Source organism: Leifsonia shinshuensis (assembly GCF_013410375.1).
Classification (GTDB): domain Bacteria; phylum Actinomycetota; class Actinomycetes; order Actinomycetales; family Microbacteriaceae; genus Leifsonia; species Leifsonia shinshuensis.
This window is the reverse complement of sequence record NZ_JACCFL010000001.1, coordinates 2,132,704-2,149,170: the sequence shown is the minus strand read 5'-3', so window position 1 is coordinate 2,149,170 and position 16,467 is coordinate 2,132,704. Positions and strand designations below refer to the sequence as shown.

The following is a 16,467-nucleotide window of genomic DNA, read 5'->3' as shown; positions in this document are numbered from 1 at the left end:
TGCGCCGCCGGCGTTCACACGTCGGCGGCGCAGCGGAACCCGATGTGGGTGGTCGCCGTGTCGTCCGCCTGCGGTGAGCGAGCGGCCGGGCGGAACCGCAGGCAGTAGTCGGGCGAGCACAGGTAGGAGCCGCCCTTGAGCACCCGGCGCGGGATCCGCGAGCCGGGCTCGGCGCTCGCGGACGCGAGCAGGTTGACGCGCGCGCCGGCGTCCACCGCCGACTGGCCCGGCACGGTGTGACGCGGCGCGTAGTAGTCGCTGGTCCACTCCCAGGTGTTGCCGATCAGGTCGTAGAGGCCGTAGCCGTTCGCGGGGTACGAGCCGACCGGGGCCGTGGTCGCGCCGAACCGTCCGCGGTTGTCGTAGGGGAAGCGGCCGATCCACGAGTTCGCGCGCGCCTCGCCGTCCGGGTAGGGCTCGTCGCCCCAGGCGAACCGCGCCCCGTCGACGCCGCCGCGCGCCGCGAACTCGTGCTCGGCCTCGGTCGGGAGGCGTCTGCCTGCCCACGCCGCGTAGGCGGAGGCGTCCTCGAACGCGACCTGCACGACGGGGTGGTCCATCCGGTGCTCGATGCCGGACTCCCGGCCCTCCGGGTGCCGCCACTGGGCGCCCGGCTCCCAGCGCCACCACTGCCGCCAGTCGCGCAGATCCACCGGTCCGTCGCTGGGTGTGAAGACCATCGCACCGGGCACGAGGTCCTCCGGGGCGACCCCGGGATAGTCGGCGGGTTCCATCGGCCGCTCGGCCACGGTCACGTAGTCCGTCGCGTCGACGAACCGGGCGAAGTCCGCGTTGGTGACCGCGTACCGGTCGAGCAGGAAGCCGGCCACGGTGCGCTCGTGGACGGGCTGCTCGTCCGGGTAGAACTCGTCGCTCCCCATCCGGAAAGTCCCGCCGTCGATGCGCACCATGTCGTCCACACGGCAACGCTAGCGCGGGGCGGGCTGCTCCGGCAGGATCACCAGGTCGAGGTAGCCGCGCAGCGCCGCGGCCGCGTCGACCCGCTCCGGCGCGTAGAGCCACTGCAGCTGGATGCCCTCCCACAGCGCCACCACGGTCGCCGCGGCGAGCGCCGGGTCCACCCCGTCGCGGAGCCGGCCGTCCGCGGCGAGCGCCGCGAACTCCCGCTCGTACGACTCCTGCATCCGGGCGTACCGGCTGAGGAAGTACTCGTGCCCAGGGTGGTCGGGAGCGGTGGCCTCGGCGGCGAGGATGCTGTAGAGCGCGATGAGTCCGGGGATGCCTTCGTTGCGCCGCGCCTGGGCGATGACCGTGTCCGGGAATGGGAGGTCGGCGCCCGCCTCGTCGCCGCTCGCCATGTCTCCGCTCGCCTCGTCTCCGGCCGCCTCGTCTCCGGGCGGCTGGACCCGTCCACCCCACTCGTCGCGGCGCGCGAGCACGGCGAGGAGCAGGTCCTCCTTGCCGCCGAAGTGGTGCTGGAGGGTGCTCAGCCCGATGCCGGCCGCCGCGGCGATCTCGCGCAGCGAGCTGCCGTGGTAGCCGCGGGTCGCGAACACGCGGTAGGCCTCGTCCACGATCTGCTGTCGCCGCTCCGTGGACTTGGCGTACGGCCCGCGGCGCCGCGCCGGCTGCTCGGGTCCGCCCACGTGCGCCTCCAAATTAGGTCAGCCGAACGATTTTCGACTACGGTCGATGCTAGCGCGTCCACGCTGTCGTGACCATTCAAGGAGCATCGTGCCGTCTCCCGCACTTCTCGCCGACACCGCCCCCTTCTCCGGCGCCCTCCGCGCGCCGCGATCGTGGCTGCACTCCGACGCCCCGTCGCTCTCCCTGAACGGCGACTGGCGGTTCCGGCTCTCCCCCACCGCCGACCTCCCGGAGGACGTTGCGCGGCCCGACCTGGACGACGACGGCTGGGACACGCTCCCGGTCCCGGCGCACTGGGTGCTGCACGGCGACGGCCGCTACGGGCGCCCGAGCTACACCAACGTGCAGTACCCGTTCCCGATCGAGCCGCCGTTCGTTCCGGACGAGAACCCGACCGGCGACTACCGGCGGCGGTTCGACCTCCCCGCGGGGTGGCCCGAGGACGCCCGGGTCGTGCTGCGCTTCGACGGCGTGGAGTCGCTCTACCGGGTGTGGCTGAACGGCGCGGAGGTGGGCTCGGCGAGCGGCAGCCGGCTCGCCCACGAGTTCGACGTTACCGATCTGGTGCGCGCGGAGGGCAACGTCCTCGCCGTGCGCGTCCACCAGTGGTCGGCCGCCAGCTACCTGGAGGATCAGGACCAGTGGTGGCTGCCCGGCATCTTCCGCGACGTGACGCTGTCGGCGCGTCCGGCCGACGGCCTGGAGGACGTCTGGCTGCGCACCGCGTTCACCGAGAGCGCCGGCACCGGCAGCGGCGCCGGCACCGTCCTCCCGGAGCTCACCGCCGATGCGAGCGCGTTCCCGGTCGCCCTGCGGATCCCCGAGCTGGGCGTGGAGGCCGTGTGGGAGTCCCCCGCCGACGTCGCCCCGGTGGCGGTCGGCCCGGTCGAGCCGTGGACCGCCGAGACCCCGCGCCTCTACGACGCCACCGTCGCCGCCCGGGGCGAGACGGTCTCCCTGCGGGTGGGTTTCCGCACCGTGGAGATCCGCGGCGACCGGTTCCTCGTCAACGGGCGCCGGGTGGTGTTCCACGGCATGAACCGGCACGAGACCCATCCAGAGCGCGGCCGGGTCTTCGATGAGGAGCACGCCCGCGCCGACCTGATCCGGATGAAGCGGTTCAACGTCAACGCCATCCGCACCAGCCACTACCCGCCGCATCCCCGGCTCCTCGACCTGGCCGACGAGCTGGGCTTCTGGGTGATCCTGGAGTGCGACCTGGAGACGCACGGCTTCGCGACGGCCGGCTGGCAGGGCAACCCGAGCGACGACCCGCGCTGGCGCGACGCCTACCTCGACCGCATCCGCCGGACCGTGGAACGGGACAAGAACCATCCGGCGATCGTGATGTGGTCGCTCGGCAACGAGTCCGGCACGGGCGCGAACCTGGCGGCCATGTCCGCGTGGGTCCACGACCGCGACCCTGAGCGGCCGGTGCACTACGAGGGCGACTACACGGGCGAGTACACCGACGTGTACTCCCGCATGTACTCCTCCGTGCCGGAGACCGAGCAGATCGGGACGGACGGCTCGGTCGCTCCGCTGCTCGGCTGCACGCCGGCGCAGGGCGCCCGGCAGCGGACCAAGCCGTTCCTCCTCTGCGAGTACGCGCACGCGATGGGCAACGGGCCCGGCGCGCTCGACCAGTACGAAGCGCTGGTGGACGCGCACCCGCGACTCCACGGCGGGTTCGTCTGGGAGTGGCGCGACCACGGCATCCTCACCCGCACTGCGGACGGCACGCCGTACTACGCGTACGGCGGCGACTTCGGCGAGGTCGTCCACGACGGCAACTTCGTGATGGACGGCATGGTGCTGTCGAACGACGTGCCGACGCCGGGGCTGCACGAGTTCGCGGCGGTGGCCCAGCCGGTCGCGCTGACCTTCGACGGCGACGAGCTCGTCGTGACGAACCGTCGGCACAGCGCGAGCACGGCCGACCTGACACTGCGCTGGAGCGTCGAGCACGACGGCCGGGAGGCTGCCTCCGGGTCGCTCGACCTCCCGGTGGTGGAGGCCGGGGACTCCGTGCGCCTGGCGCTGCCCGCCATCCCGGTCGCGGACGACGCCGAGACCTGGCTCACCGTGACGGCCGAGCTCACCGCAGATGCCGCGTGGGCGCCGGCCGGGCACGTCGTCGCGCGGGCGCAGCTCGACCGCTCGGCTCCTCGCCCGGTCACGCCCGCGGGTCGCGCCCGGGACTGGCAGGACGCGGACGGCACGCTGACGCTCGGCCCGGCCGTGTTCGAGCGCGGACGGCTCGTCTCGCTCGCCGGCCGCGCCGTCGCCGGTCCGCGGCTGGAGCTCTTCCGGGCGCCGACCGACAACGACGAGGGCGCCGCCTACGGCGACCTGGCGTACAGCGACGCCAGCGTCCTCGGCGTCTCGAGCGCGAGCCTCTGGCGGGAGCAGGGCCTCGACCGGCTGACGCACAGGGTGGTCTCCGTCCACGAGGCGGAGAACGGCGTGCGAACCGTCACCCGTGTGTCCGCGGCGAACTCCGCGCATTCGGTCACGGTCGAGACGGTGTGGACGCTGACCGACGGCGTGCTGGACCTCCGGGTGGAGATCGAACCGTCCGCCGGCTGGCCCAGCGTGTGGCCGCGGATCGGCGTGCGCTTCGACCTTCCCGACCGCGACGGCGTCATCGACGCCGCGGAGTGGTTCGGGACCGGCCCGCTGGAGTCCTACCCGGACAGCACGCGCGCCGCGTACGTCGGCCGCTTCCGCGCCACCGTCGCCGAGCTGAACGTCGAGTACGCCCGGCCGCAGGAGACCGGCCATCGCTCGGCGGTGCGGGAGGTCGACCTCGGTGCGTTCGGCTTCACGGCGCTCCCGGACGGCCGGGGCCGCCTCCCCGGCTTCTCGCTGTCGCGGCACACGCCGCAGCAGGTCGCCGCGGCGGGCCACCCGCACGAGCTGCCGGAGTCGGACACCACCTACCTGTTCGTGGACGCCGTCCAGCACGGCCTCGGCTCGCGCGCCTGCGGCCCCGACGTCTGGCCCGAGTTCGCCCTCCGCCCGAAGGCCCGCACCCTCCGCCTCCGCTTCCGCGCCTGACCAGCCATCGCTTCCTCACCTCCCGCGACACGCCGGTCCGGGGCGGGAGAAAGTGAGGAAGCGTTGGCTGCGGGCGGCGGCTACTTGTTGAGGGGGCTCATGTCGGCGTAGCGGTCGCCGACGGGAGCGGCGACGGCATCGAGCCGCGCGAGCTGCTCAGGGGTGAGGTCGAGGTCGGCGGCTGCGACGTTCTGCTCCAGGTTCTCGACGCGGCGCGTCCCGGGGATGGGCGCGAGGTCGTCGCCGCGGGAGAGCAGCCACGCGAGCGCGACCTGACCCGGCTTCGCGCCGGCCTCGCGCGCGACCTCGTCGACCTGCTCCACGATCCGGATGTTGGCCTCCAGGTTGTCGCCCTCGAACCGCGGGTTGAAGCGGCGGAAGTCGTCGTCGGCGAGCTGGTCGAGCGAGCGGATCGAGCCGGTGAGGAAGCCGCGGCCGAGCGGCGAGTACGGCACGAACCCGATGCCGAGCTCCCGCACGGTCGGCAGCACCTCCGCCTCGGGATCGCGCGTCCAGAGCGAGTACTCGGTCTGCACCGCAGTCACCGGGTGCACGGCGTTGGCGCGCACGATCGTCTCGGGAGCGGCCTCCGACAGGCCGTAGTGGCGGATCTTGCCCTCCTCGATGAGCTCCTTCAGGGCCCCGACGGTGTCCTCGATCGGCGTGCCCGGGTCCATCCTGTGCTGGTAGTAGAGATCGATCCGGTCGGTCTGCAGCCGCTTGAGCGAACCCTCGACCGAGAGCCGGACGTTCTCCGGCGAGCCGTCGAGGCCGCGCTCGTCCTTCGAGCGGTGCCGGATGGTGCCGAACTTGGTCGCGATGACCACCTGGTCGCGGCGCCCTCCGGCGAAGGCGCGGGCCAGCAGCTCCTCGTTCGTGTAGGGGCCGTAGATCTCGGCGGTGTCGAAGAAGGTGACCCCGAGGTCCATCGCCCGGTGGATCGTCCGGATCGAGCCGGCGTCGTCGGCGCCGGCTCCGGTGTAGAACGCGCTCATGCCCATGCAGCCGAGCCCGAGTCGCGAGACCTCGAGCTTCTGGGTACCCAGTGTGATCGTCATCAGTGCCATGTCCCTCACGATATCCCCGTGTCCCCGGCGGCTGGTACCGTCGCGGCATGGCCCTCACCAAGTACTACGTCGCCTCCTCCATCGACGGCTTCATCGCCGACGTCCACGACCGCATCGAGTGGCTCATGCAGTTCGGCTTCGAGGAGTTCGACGAGCACTACCAGCAGTTCATCTCCGGCATCGGCGCGCTCGTGATGGGCGCGACGACCTACGAGTTCGTACTCGGCGAGCAGGGGCCGTGGCCGTACCAGGACCTCCCCACCTGGGTCGTCACGCACCGCACGCTGCCCGTGCCGGAAGGCGCCGATGTGACGTTCTTCTCCGGTGACATCGTGCAGCTCGACGCCGAGCTGCGGGAGGCCGCCGACGACCGCGACGTGTGGATGGTCGGCGGCGGCGCCCTGGCCGCCCAGTTCGCCGACCGTGGGCTGATCGACGAGCTGCACATCACCTACGTGCCGGTGCTCGTCGGCTCGGGCAAGCCGCTGCTGCCGGTCGCGGAGGCGAGCCGGCCGCTCGTGCTCTCGGGCACCAAGACCTTCCCGTCCGGCGCCGTCGAGCACATCTACCGCTTCGCCTGAGCGGGGCGCAGCGAACCGGCCGGGGTCAGGCGCGGCGCTTCTTGGCCTCCACGCCCTCGGCCGGCTCCTCGGACGGCAGCGGGCGCGCGATCGGGATGCGGCTGCCGAGCACCTGTGCGACCAGGTCGCGCGCGATCTTCTGCGGCGTGAGGCCCGCGTCGTCCAGGATCTGGCTGCGGGTCGCGTGGTCGATGAACGCGTCGGGCAGCCCGAGCTCGTCCACCGCGGTGTCGATGCCGGCTTCGCGGAGGTCCTGGCGCACGCGGGTGCCGATCCCGCCGACCCGGATGCCGTCCTCGATCGTCACGACGATCCGGTGGGCGGCGGCGAGGCTCAGGATGCTGCGCGGCACCGGGACCACCCAGCGCGGGTCCACGACGGTCGCGCCGATGCCCTGCGCCGCCAGCCGGTCGGCCACCTTGAGGCCGAGGTCGGCCATCGGTCCGACCGTGACGAGCAGGACGTCCTTGCTGTCGGACTCGCGCAGCACGTCCACGCCGTCCTCCAGGCGGCGCACCGCCGGGATGTCCGCCTGCACGTCGCCCTTCGGGAACCGCAGCACGGTGGGCGCGTCGTCCACCGCCACGGCCTCCGCCAGCTCCTCGCGGAAGCGCGCGCCGTCGCGCGGCGCCGCGAGCCGGATGTTCGGGACCACCTGCAGGATCGCGAGATCCCAGATGCCGTGGTGGCTGGGGCCGTCCGGACCGGTCACCCCGGCGCGGTCGAGCACGAAGGTAACGCCCGCCTTGTGCAGCGCGACGTCCATCAGCACCTGGTCGAACGCCCGGTTGATGAAGGTCGCGTAGATCGCGACGACCGGGTGAAGGCCACCGTAGGCCAGCCCCGCCGCACTCGTCGCCGCGTGCTGCTCGGCGATGCCGACGTCGTGCACGCGGTCGGGGAACCGCTCGGCGAACTTGTGGAGCCCGGTCGGCCGCAGCATGGCCGCGGTGATGCCGACGAGCTTCGGGTTCTTCTCCGCGAGCTTCACGATCTCGTCGGAGAACACGGAGGTCCAGCTCTGCCCGGTCGAGCTCTCGAGGGCCTCGCCCGTCTCCGGGTCGATCTGGCCGACCGCGTGGAACTGGTCGGCGGCGTCGCGCAGCGCGGGCTCGTAGCCGCGGCCCTTCTGGGTGATCGCGTGCACGATGACCGGGGCGCCGTAGTTCCTCGCCTGGCGCAGCGCCTCCTCCATCGCCCCGATGTCGTGGCCGTGCACCGGCCCGATGTACTTGATGTCGAGGTTCGAGTACAGCGACTCGTTGTTGGAGAAGCGGCTGAGGAAGCCGTGCAGACCGCCGCGGATGCCGCGGTACAGCGACTGGCCGGGCGTGCCGAGCTTGTCGAACGCCTTGCGGCTGCTCAGGTACAGGTTGCGGTAGGTGCGCCGCGTCCGCACGGTGTTGAGGAACCGGGCCATTCCGCCGATGGTCGGCGCGTAGGAGCGGCCGTTGTCGTTGACGACGATGATCAGCCGGCGGTTGTTGTCGTCGGAGATGTTGTTGAGGGCCTCCCACGTCATCCCGCCGGTGAGGGCGCCGTCGCCCACCACGGCGATCACGTGCCGGTCGTCCTGACCGGTCATCTCGAAGGCGCGCGAGATGCCGTCCGCCCAGCTCAGCGACGACGACGCGTGCGAGCTCTCGACGATGTCGTGCTCGGACTCGGAGCGCTGCGGGTAGCCGGCGAGGCCGCCGCGCTGGCGCAGCCGGGAGAAGTCCTGGCGGCCGGTGAGCAGCTTGTGCACGTACGACTGGTGCCCGGTGTCGAAGACGATCGCGTCCCGCGGCGAGTCGAACACGCGGTGGATGGCGATCGTCGTCTCCACCACGCCGAGGTTCGGGCCCAGGTGGCCGCCGGTCTTGGCGACGTTGGCGACCAGGAACGCCCGCACTTCGGCGGCGAGCTGGTCGAGCTCCCGTTCCGTGAGCCGGTCGAGATCACGCGGCCCGTGGATGGTTTCGAGGATGCTCATGGATTTCAGTGTAGAACCGTGTGAATCGGAGGAGGCTCGGAACCGTACGATCCCGAGCCTCCCCTTGACAACGGTCTGGTTACACCAGGCTCCGCAGGACGTACTGCAGGATGCCGCCGTTGCGGTAGTAGTCGGCCTCACCGGGGGTGTCGATCCGGACCACCGCGTCGAACTCGACGACCTGCTTGCCCGCCGGCGAGTGCTCGGTGGGCTCGGCGACGACGTGCACGGTCTTGGGCGTGCGGCCCTCGTTGAGCTCTTCGAGCCCGGTGATCGAGAACGACTCGGTGCCGTCCAGGCCCAGAGAGTCGGCGCTCTCGCCGGCCGGGAACTGGAGCGGGACGACGCCCATCCCGATCAGGTTCGAGCGGTGGATGCGCTCGAAGCTCTCGGTGATGACCGCGCGGACGCCGAGGAGGCTGGTGCCCTTCGCCGCCCAGTCGCGCGACGAGCCGGAGCCGTACTCCTTGCCGCCGAGCACGACGAGCGGGGTGCCCTGCGCCTGGTAGTTCTGCGAGGCGTCGTAGATGAACGACTGCGGGCCGTCGGCCTGCGTGAAGTCGCGGGTGTAGCCGCCCTCCACGCCGTCCAGCAGCTGGTTGCGCAGGCGGATGTTCGCGAACGTGCCGCGGATCATCACCTCGTGGTTGCCGCGGCGCGAGCCGTAGGAGTTGAAGTCCTTGCGGTCGATGCCGTGCTCGTTCAGGTACTTGCCGGCCGGGCTGTCCGCCTTGATGGAGCCGGCGGGCGAGATGTGGTCGGTGGTGACCGAGTCGCCGAGCTTGGCGAGCACGCGGGCGCCGGTGATGTCGCTGACCGGGGTGGTCTCCAGGGTCATGCCCTCGAAGTACGGGGGCTTGCGCACGTAGGTGGACTTCTCGTCCCACTCGAAGACCGAGCCGGTCGGGGTGGCGAGCGACTTCCAGCGCTCGTCGCCCTCGAAGACCGAGGCGTACTGGTGGACGAACATGCCCTCGTTGATGGAGGAGTCGATCGTCTGCTGCACCTCGGCGGCGTCCGGCCAGATGTCCTTGAGGAACACGTCGTTGCCGTCGGCGTCGGTGCCCAGCGGGTCGACCTCGAAGTCGAAGTTCATCGACCCGGCGAGCGCGTAGGCGATGACCAGCGGCGGGCTGGCCAGGTAGTTCATCTTGACGTCGGGGTTGATCCGGCCCTCGAAGTTGCGGTTGCCCGAGAGGACGGCGGTGACGGCGAGGTCGCTGTCGTTGACCGCCTGCGAGATCTCGTCGAGCAGCGGGCCGGAGTTGCCGATGCAGGTGGTGCAGCCGTAGCCGACCGTGTAGAAGCCGAGGGCCTCCAGGTCCTTGGTGAGGCCGGCCTTCTCGTAGTAGTCGGTGACGACCTTGGAGCCCGGAGCCAGCGTGGTCTTCACCCACGGCTTGGCCTTGAGGCCCTTCGCGGCGGCGTTGCGGGCCAGCAGGCCGGCCGCCAGCATGACCGACGGGTTCGACGTGTTCGTGCACGAGGTGATCGCCGCGATGGCGACCGCGCCGTGGTCGATCACGAAGTCCGTGCCGTCCTGCAGCTTCACCGGGGTGGGGCTGGAGGCCGTCTTCGGCGCGTGGCTGTGGTGCGTGTGCACGTGGTGGCTGTGGCCGTCCTCCGGGGACAGCTCGCCCGGGTCGGAGGCCGGGAAGGACTCCGAGATGGTCAGGTCGACCAGGTCGTGCGAGATGTCCGCGTAGTCCACCAGGTCCTTCTCGAACTGGCCCTTCGCGTGGCTCAGCTCGATGCGGTCCTGCGGGCGCTTCGGGCCGGCGATCGAAGGGACGACCGTCGAGAGGTCGAGCTCGAGGTACTCGGAGAAGACCGGCTCGTTGGCCGGGTCGTGCCACAGGCTCTGCGCCTTCGAGTACTCCTCGACCAGGGCGACCTGCTCCTCGCTGCGGCCGGTGAGGCGCAGGTAGTCGAGGGTCACGTCGTCGATCGGGAACATCGCGGCGGTCGAGCCGAACTCGGGGCTCATGTTGCCGATGGTGGCGCGGTTCGCGAGCGGGACCTCCGCGACGCCGGCGCCGTAGAACTCGACGAACTTGCCGACCACGCCGTGCTTGCGCAGCATCTGCGTGATGGTGAGCACGACGTCGGTCGCGGTCACGCCGGTCGGGATGGCGCCGGTGAGCTTGAAGCCGACGACCTTGGGGATGAGCATGGAGACCGGCTGGCCCAGCATGGCCGCCTCGGCCTCGATGCCGCCGACGCCCCAGCCGAGCACGCCGAGGCCGTTGACCATGGTGGTGTGCGAGTCGGTGCCGACGCAGGTGTCCGGGTAGGCCAGCAGCTCGCCGCCGACCTCACGCGTCATGGTGACGCGGGCCAGGTACTCGATGTTCACCTGGTGGACGATGCCGGTCCCCGGCGGGACGACCTTGAAGTCGTCGAACGCGGTCTGGCCCCAGCGCAGGAACTGGTAGCGCTCGCCGTTGCGCTCGTACTCGATGTCGGTGTTGCGCTCCAGCGCGTCCTCGGTGCCGAACAGGTCGGCGATGACGGAGTGGTCGATGACCATCTCGGCCGGGGCGAGCGGGTTGATCTTGTCCGGGTCGCCGCCGAGCGAGGACACGGCCTCGCGCATGGTGGCGAGGTCGACGATGCAGGGCACGCCGGTGAAGTCCTGCATGATGACGCGGGCCGGCGTGAACTGGATCTCGGTGTCGGGCTCCGCCTCGGGGTCCCAGCCGCCGAGGGCTTTGATGTGGTCGGCGGTGATGTTGGCGCCGTCCTCGGTGCGCAGCAGGTTCTCCAGCAGCACTTTGAGGCTGAACGGGAGCTTCTTGTAGCCGTCGACCGTGTCGATCTTGAAGATCGTGTAGTCCTTCGACCCCACCGTCAGGGTGCTCTTCGCACCGAAAGTGTTTACAGCTGACACTGTGCCTTCTCCTTCGTCGGCAGGCGAGATCCCGCGCGCCGTGTCCATCTTCGTCATGCGTCGACGTCCCGTTCCAGCAAGGTAACCCTAAGTCATCGGCTCGGGAAAGTATCTTGACGTCGAGATAAAATCTAGCACGTTCAGACCCGGTCGAACACCAGGCCGCGCCGCCGGGCGAAGCGGTAGAACAGCTCGATCCCGGCCGCGCCGACGGCGCCGACCGCGATCCCCCAGAGCAGCGCCGTGTCGAGCGAGAGGTGCATCTCGAAGAAGCTCGCGGTGGCCGGGATGACGCACACCAGCACGAAGGCCGCGGCCACCCCGCCGAGCAGGAACCAGCGCCAGGTCGTCAGCGGCCGGGTGAGCACGCAGAGGATCCAGAGCGACACGCAGAACAGCGCCACCGTGGTCACGCTGCGCGCCTCGTGCAGCGGGATGGCGCGGTGCAGCGGGGCGTACGCGACGACGGCGGTGAGGCCCGCGATGATCCCGGTCGGGATCGAGTACCGCAGGATGCGCGGCAGCACGCCCGGCGTGTAGATCCGCTTGTTCGGTGCGAGCGCGAGGAAGAACGACGGGATGCCGATCGCCAGCGTCGAGACCAGGGTGAGCTGGCGCGGCAGGAACGGGAACGGCCACAGCACCACCGCGCTGAACAGCGCGAGCAGGATGCCGTACACGGTCTTCGCCAGGAAGATGTTCGAGACCCGCTCGACGTTGGCGATCACGCGCCGGCCGGAGGCGAGCACATCCGGCAGCCGGTCGAAGCGGTTGTCGAGGAGCACCAGCCGGGAGACCGCCTTGGTCGCCGCCGTCGCCGTCCCCATGGCGATGCCGAGGTTGGCGTCCTTGATCGCCATGGCGTCGTTGACGCCGTCGCCGGTCATCGCCACCGTGCGGCCCTGCTGCTGCAGGAGGCCGACGGCCGTCCGCTTCTGCTCCGGGCTCACCCGGCCGAAGATGCTGGAGCGCTCCAGCGCCGCGGCGAGGTCGTCGTCGGTCTGCAGGGCGGAGGCGTCCACGGCCTCGCCCTCCATGTTCAGCGCCCGGGCGATCGCCTCGACGGTGACCGGGTTGTCTCCGGACATCACAACGACGCGCACCGCCTGCTCGCCGAAGTAGCCGAGCGTCTCGGGTGCCTCCGGCCGCAGCGTCTCGCCCAAGACGACCAGCAGCGCCGGCTCCACCCGCAGGTCGCCGAGCGGGACGTGCGCTCCGTGCGGGAGCGGGTCGATCGCCCGGGCGAGCGCCAGCGTCCTGCGCCCGGTCGACGCGATGGCCGTCGCGCGCCGCAGCGCCTCCTCGTGGGCGGCCAGCACGCGCTCGGGGGCGCCGAGCACCCACGCGCTCTCCTCGCCGTCGACGCGCATGACCAGTCCGCTGTACTTGGTGGCCGAGCTGAACGGGATCCGCCGCTCGACCCGGAACCGGTCGCTGCGGAACCCGGTCGAGAGGATGCCGGAGGTCGCGTTCCCGGTCTCGTCGGCGCCGAACGCGGCGAGCGCGATCTCGCCGAGCTCCGCCGGCACCTCCCCGATCGGTTCGGTGCCCTCCAGGACCAGCTCTCCGCTGGTCAGCGTGCCGGTCTTGTCGAGGCAGAGCACGTCGACGCGGGCGAGGACCTCCACGGCCGCGAGCTCCTGCACGAGCACCTTGCGCGCGGCGAGCTGGATGGCGGCGACGCCGAACGCCAGGCTGGTCAGCAGCACCAGGCCCTCGGGGATCATGCCGACCACGGCCGCCACGGCGTCGAGCAGCGCGCGCCGCCAGCGCTCGTCGGTGAAGAGCTGGTCGAAGCCGCCGTAGGTGAGCACCCGCCCGATGATCGTCACGAGGATGACCGGGCCGAGGATCCAGGACAGGTAGACCAGGATGCGGTTGGTCGCGTCCCGCAGCTCGGAGTGGACGAGCGAGTGCCGGCGGATCTCGCTGGTCAGCTTGCTCGCATAGGAGTCGGCGCCGACCGCGGTGACGACCGCGTAGCCGGTGCCGCTGGCGACGTGCGAGCCGGAGAGCAGCTGCGCTCCCTCGTCCTTGAAGACCGGCTCGGACTCCCCGGTCAGCAGCGACTCGTCGAGCGAGAGGCCCGTGCTCTCGGCGACGACCGCGTCGGCGGGGATCTGGTCGCCGGGGCGCAGCACGAGCAGGTCGTCGAGCACGACGTCCTCCAGGGCGATCGCGACGACCGCGCCGTCGCGCCGGACCCGGCTCTCGGGCGCCGCGAGCAGGGCCGCCCGGTCGAGCACCCGCTTGGCGCGGACCTCCTGCACGATGCCGATCAGCGCGTTGACCACCACGACGCCGTAGAAGAAGCCGTCGCGCAGGTCGCCGAGCAGCACCACGGCGATGAAGCAGCCGGTCAGGATGCCGTTGAACAGCGTGAAGATGTTCTCGCGCAGGATGTCGGAGATCGAGCGCGAGCCCGGCTGGCGCTGGAGGTTCACCCGTCCTTCGGCGCGGCGCTCCGCCACCTCCGCGGCGCTCAGCCCCTCCCTGGTGCGCGCGTCGAGCATCCCTCCCCCTCCTGGCCGGTCCAGTGCTGGACGATCGTGCGCCTAGCCGGCGCGAGTGCCTTGCGGCTTCTGCGGGAACTGACCTTTCACCACGAACCACGTCACCAGCAGCAGCGGCGCGTAGAGCGGGACGCCCATCAGGAGCTTGGTGAGGGCGAGTGCGCTGGTGGCGGCGTCGGAGTGCGCGAGATAAAGAGGAACCTGCACGAGCAGCCGGGCGGCGAAGAGCAGGAACCAGAGGAACGTCAGCGCCTGCATCACCCGGAACTTCGACTTCACCGAGCGCCAGGCGAGCCCGTCGCCCATCAGATAGCCGGCGGCCAGGCCGATCAGCGGCCAGCGCACCAGGATCGAGACGAGCAACGCGGCGGCGTAGGCCGCGTTGGTCCAGATGCCGAGGATGAAGTTGTCCTCGCCGCGGCCGGTGATGAGCGCGAAGATCGCGGAGATCCCGACACCGATGAGTCCGGCGAGCGCCTGCGTGATCGGGGTCTTGCCGATGATCCGCACCACGGTGAACACGACGGCGACCCCGACCGAGACACCGATCGAGAGCGGGACGTTCTGCGTGAACGTGAAGAGGACGAGGAAGACCAGTCCGGGGAGGATGGTCTCCAGCAGGCCGCGGACGCCGCCGAGAGCGGAGAGCAGCGCGGCGCCCGTCGGCGTCTCGCCGTCGACCAGCTGACCCATCCCGGACTTGCGCGCAGCCTTCGCTAGGCTCTCGCCGAGCGTGGACGCGACCGGGTCGCGCTCCTCGTCGCCGGGCTGCGCGGCGGAGTCCGCCCGCTCGGGCTCGCGGTGCTCTTCGGTCACGTCACGGCCACCGCTCACAGCGAGTTGTATCCGCTGTCGCCGCTGCTCGGAGCGGACGGCATGCGCAGCGGGATGAGGTCCCGGGGCGGCATCGGGGTGTTGCCGCGCACGACGACGATGCTGCGGAAGAGGTCCTCGACCAGAGCCGCCGCCTCCGGCTTCACGGCCGCGTCGCCGGCGATCACGCCGCGCAGGAACCAGCGCGGGCCGTCGACGCCGACGAAGCGCGCGACGCGCGTCTCGCCGGGCGCGCCCTGCGGTGCGGCGACGGGGATCTCGGCGACGAGCTCGGGGCCGAACACGCCGTCGCGCTCGCTCACGCGGCCGCCCTGGCGCTGGACCTGCTCGGCGATCTGGCCGCGGATCTCGTGCCAGAGGCCCGTGGAGCGCGGCGCGGCGAAGGGCTGCACCTGGAGCGTTGAGTTGGCGTAGTCGAGCCCGACCGCGACGACGCGCTGGGACTCCTCCTCGACCTCCAGGCGGAGGTGGAGGCCCTCGCGCGGCAGGATCTTGACCCCTCCGAGGTCGACGTAGGGACGGACCGGGTTCGCCTCGCTGTCGTCGAGGGGACCTTCGGTCTCCCGATCCTCCGGCGCGGACTTCTCCACATCCTGAGGCTCGGCCTCGCCGGGGGTGTCGATGCTGTCGGTCAAGCGTATTCTCCTGCCTGGGTGACGGTGTAGCCGGACGAGCCGAAGCCCGCGCTGCCGCGGTGGCTGTCCGGGAGGGTGTCGACGGGGACGAACCGGGCCTGCGCGACCGGCATGACGATCAGCTGCGCGATCCTGTCGCCGACGGCGATATCGTACGACATCGACCTGTCCGTGTTCAGGACGGTCACCTTGATCTCGCCGCGATAGCCCGCGTCCACGGTGCCGGGGGCGTTGACGATGGTGATGCCGTGGCGCATGGCCAGGCCGCTGCGCGGGACGACGAAGCCGAGGTAGCCCTCCGGCAAAGCGATCGAGACGCCGGTCGGCACGGTGTGCCGCTCCCCCGGCGCCAGGGTGACCGCCTCGGCCGCGCACAGGTCGGCGCCCGCGTCTCCGGGGTGGGCGTACACGGGGATGCGCTCGGCGATGATCGGGACGTCCACTGTTTCGGTCACGTGTCGAGGGTAGTGCACGAAGGATGATCGAATAGGCGTATGGACCTCTACCGAGAAAGGCTCTGGGCGACCCCCTGGCTCTTCGTCTCCACCATCCTCGTCGTGCCCGCCGTGATGCTCGTCTTCGCGCCGATCAACTTCGCCGTCGGCGTCGTGCTCGCCATCGTCTTCTACGCCGCGATCGTGATCGCGCTGCTCGCCTCCGCCCCGGTGATCCGGGTGACGGCGGCGGAGCTGATCGCCGGGAACGCGAAGATCCCGCTGGAGTTCATCGGGGAGCCGCGGGCCTTCACCGGCGAGGAGGCGACGATGGAGCGCGGCCAGCGGCTGGACGCACGCGCCTGGCTGCTGATCCGCGGCTGGATCAAGCCGGTCGTGAAGGTCCCCGTCCTCGACGTCGACGACCCGGCGCCCTACTGGCTGCTCTCAACAAGAAACCCGGACCAGCTGGTCCGGGTTCTCGATGAGGCCCGACGTCCCCTGTAGTCCCTTTTCATCGGGGCCTCTGTAGTCCCTCTCGGGGCTACGGGGCGTCGTGGCGGTGCGGTGCGTCGCTCAGGCGGCGCACTCCATGCAGATCGGTCCGAGCTTGGTCTCGTGGTCGATCTGCGAGCGGTGCTTCACCAGGAAGCAGCTCACACAGGTGAACTCGTCGGCCTGGGGAGGCAGCACCACGACGTCGAGGTCGAGGTCCGACAGGTCGGCGCCAGGGAGCTCGTAGCCGCCCGGGTTGTCGGCGTCTTCGACGTCGACGACACCAGACATCTTGTCCGGAACTCGCTCCTTGAGGGCCTCGATCGACTCGGAGTCGTCCTCGGTCTTCCGCGGTGCGTCGTAATCCGTTGCCAT

13 protein-coding genes are annotated in these 16,467 nt (G+C 71.0%); 3 read left to right on the top strand and 10 right to left on the bottom strand.

Annotated elements, in window-relative coordinates; translation table 11 throughout:
• Positions 1-14: 14 nt before the first annotated feature.
• The gene (locus HNR13_RS10425; RefSeq protein WP_179609350.1) at positions 15-911 is read right to left on the bottom strand and encodes a formylglycine-generating enzyme family protein; all 897 of its coding nucleotides are present in this window, start codon (positions 909-911) and stop codon (positions 15-17) included.
• An 18-nt stretch (positions 912-929) separates the two neighbouring features.
• Positions 930-1,607, bottom strand: coding sequence for a TetR family transcriptional regulator (locus HNR13_RS10420; protein WP_179605690.1), 678 nt, complete (start codon positions 1,605-1,607; stop codon positions 930-932).
• A 46-nt stretch (positions 1,608-1,653) separates the two neighbouring features.
• On the opposite strand from HNR13_RS10420, the gene HNR13_RS10415 reads away from it, so the two are divergent.
• Entirely contained in the window at positions 1,654-4,668 is a 3,015-nt protein-coding gene (locus tag HNR13_RS10415) for a glycoside hydrolase family 2 TIM barrel-domain containing protein (protein WP_179605689.1), read from the top strand.
• Between the two features lie 80 nt (positions 4,669-4,748).
• Here HNR13_RS10415 and HNR13_RS10410 read toward each other — a convergent pair whose 3' ends face one another.
• On the bottom strand, positions 4,749-5,729 hold the full coding sequence (locus HNR13_RS10410) for an aldo/keto reductase (protein ID WP_382313149.1): 981 nt from the start codon (positions 5,727-5,729) through the stop codon (positions 4,749-4,751).
• A gap of 53 nt (positions 5,730-5,782) precedes the next feature.
• On the opposite strand from HNR13_RS10410, the gene HNR13_RS10405 reads away from it, so the two are divergent.
• Entirely contained in the window at positions 5,783-6,316 is a 534-nt protein-coding gene (locus HNR13_RS10405) for a dihydrofolate reductase family protein (protein WP_179605687.1), read from the top strand.
• Between the two features lie 25 nt (positions 6,317-6,341).
• Here HNR13_RS10405 and dxs read toward each other — a convergent pair whose 3' ends face one another.
• The 6 genes from dxs to dut form a co-directional block, all read right to left on the bottom strand.
• Positions 6,342-8,291, bottom strand: coding sequence for a 1-deoxy-D-xylulose-5-phosphate synthase (gene dxs / locus HNR13_RS10400; protein ID WP_179605686.1), 1,950 nt, complete (start codon positions 8,289-8,291; stop codon positions 6,342-6,344).
• A 79-nt stretch (positions 8,292-8,370) separates the two neighbouring features.
• Positions 8,371-11,181, bottom strand: a complete 2,811-nt coding sequence (gene acnA, locus HNR13_RS10395; RefSeq protein ID WP_343063524.1) for an aconitate hydratase AcnA — start codon at positions 11,179-11,181, stop codon at positions 8,371-8,373.
• 140 nt (positions 11,182-11,321) lie between these two features.
• The gene (locus tag HNR13_RS10390; protein ID WP_179605685.1) at positions 11,322-13,694 is read right to left on the bottom strand and encodes an HAD-IC family P-type ATPase; all 2,373 of its coding nucleotides are present in this window, start codon (positions 13,692-13,694) and stop codon (positions 11,322-11,324) included.
• 42 nt (positions 13,695-13,736) lie between these two features.
• Complete coding sequence (locus HNR13_RS10385) at positions 13,737-14,528, bottom strand: DUF3159 domain-containing protein (RefSeq protein WP_343063523.1); 792 nt, start codon at positions 14,526-14,528, stop codon at positions 13,737-13,739.
• On the bottom strand, positions 14,525-15,163 hold the full coding sequence (locus HNR13_RS10380) for a DUF3710 domain-containing protein (protein ID WP_179605684.1): 639 nt from the start codon (positions 15,161-15,163) through the stop codon (positions 14,525-14,527). The genes HNR13_RS10385 and HNR13_RS10380 overlap by 4 nt, the downstream gene beginning before the upstream one ends.
• Entirely contained in the window at positions 15,160-15,618 is a 459-nt protein-coding gene (gene dut, locus HNR13_RS10375) for a dUTP diphosphatase (protein ID WP_179605683.1), read from the bottom strand. Before dut ends, HNR13_RS10380 begins: the two co-directional genes overlap by 4 nt.
• 39 nt (positions 15,619-15,657) lie before the next feature.
• On the opposite strand from dut, the gene HNR13_RS10370 reads away from it, so the two are divergent.
• Entirely contained in the window at positions 15,658-16,104 is a 447-nt protein-coding gene (locus HNR13_RS10370) for a DUF3093 domain-containing protein (RefSeq protein ID WP_179605682.1), read from the top strand.
• 69 nt (positions 16,105-16,173) lie between these two features.
• Here the strand turns inward: HNR13_RS10370 and HNR13_RS10365 are convergent, their stop codons facing one another.
• Entirely contained in the window at positions 16,174-16,467 is a 294-nt protein-coding gene (locus HNR13_RS10365) for a DUF4193 domain-containing protein (protein WP_179605681.1), read from the bottom strand.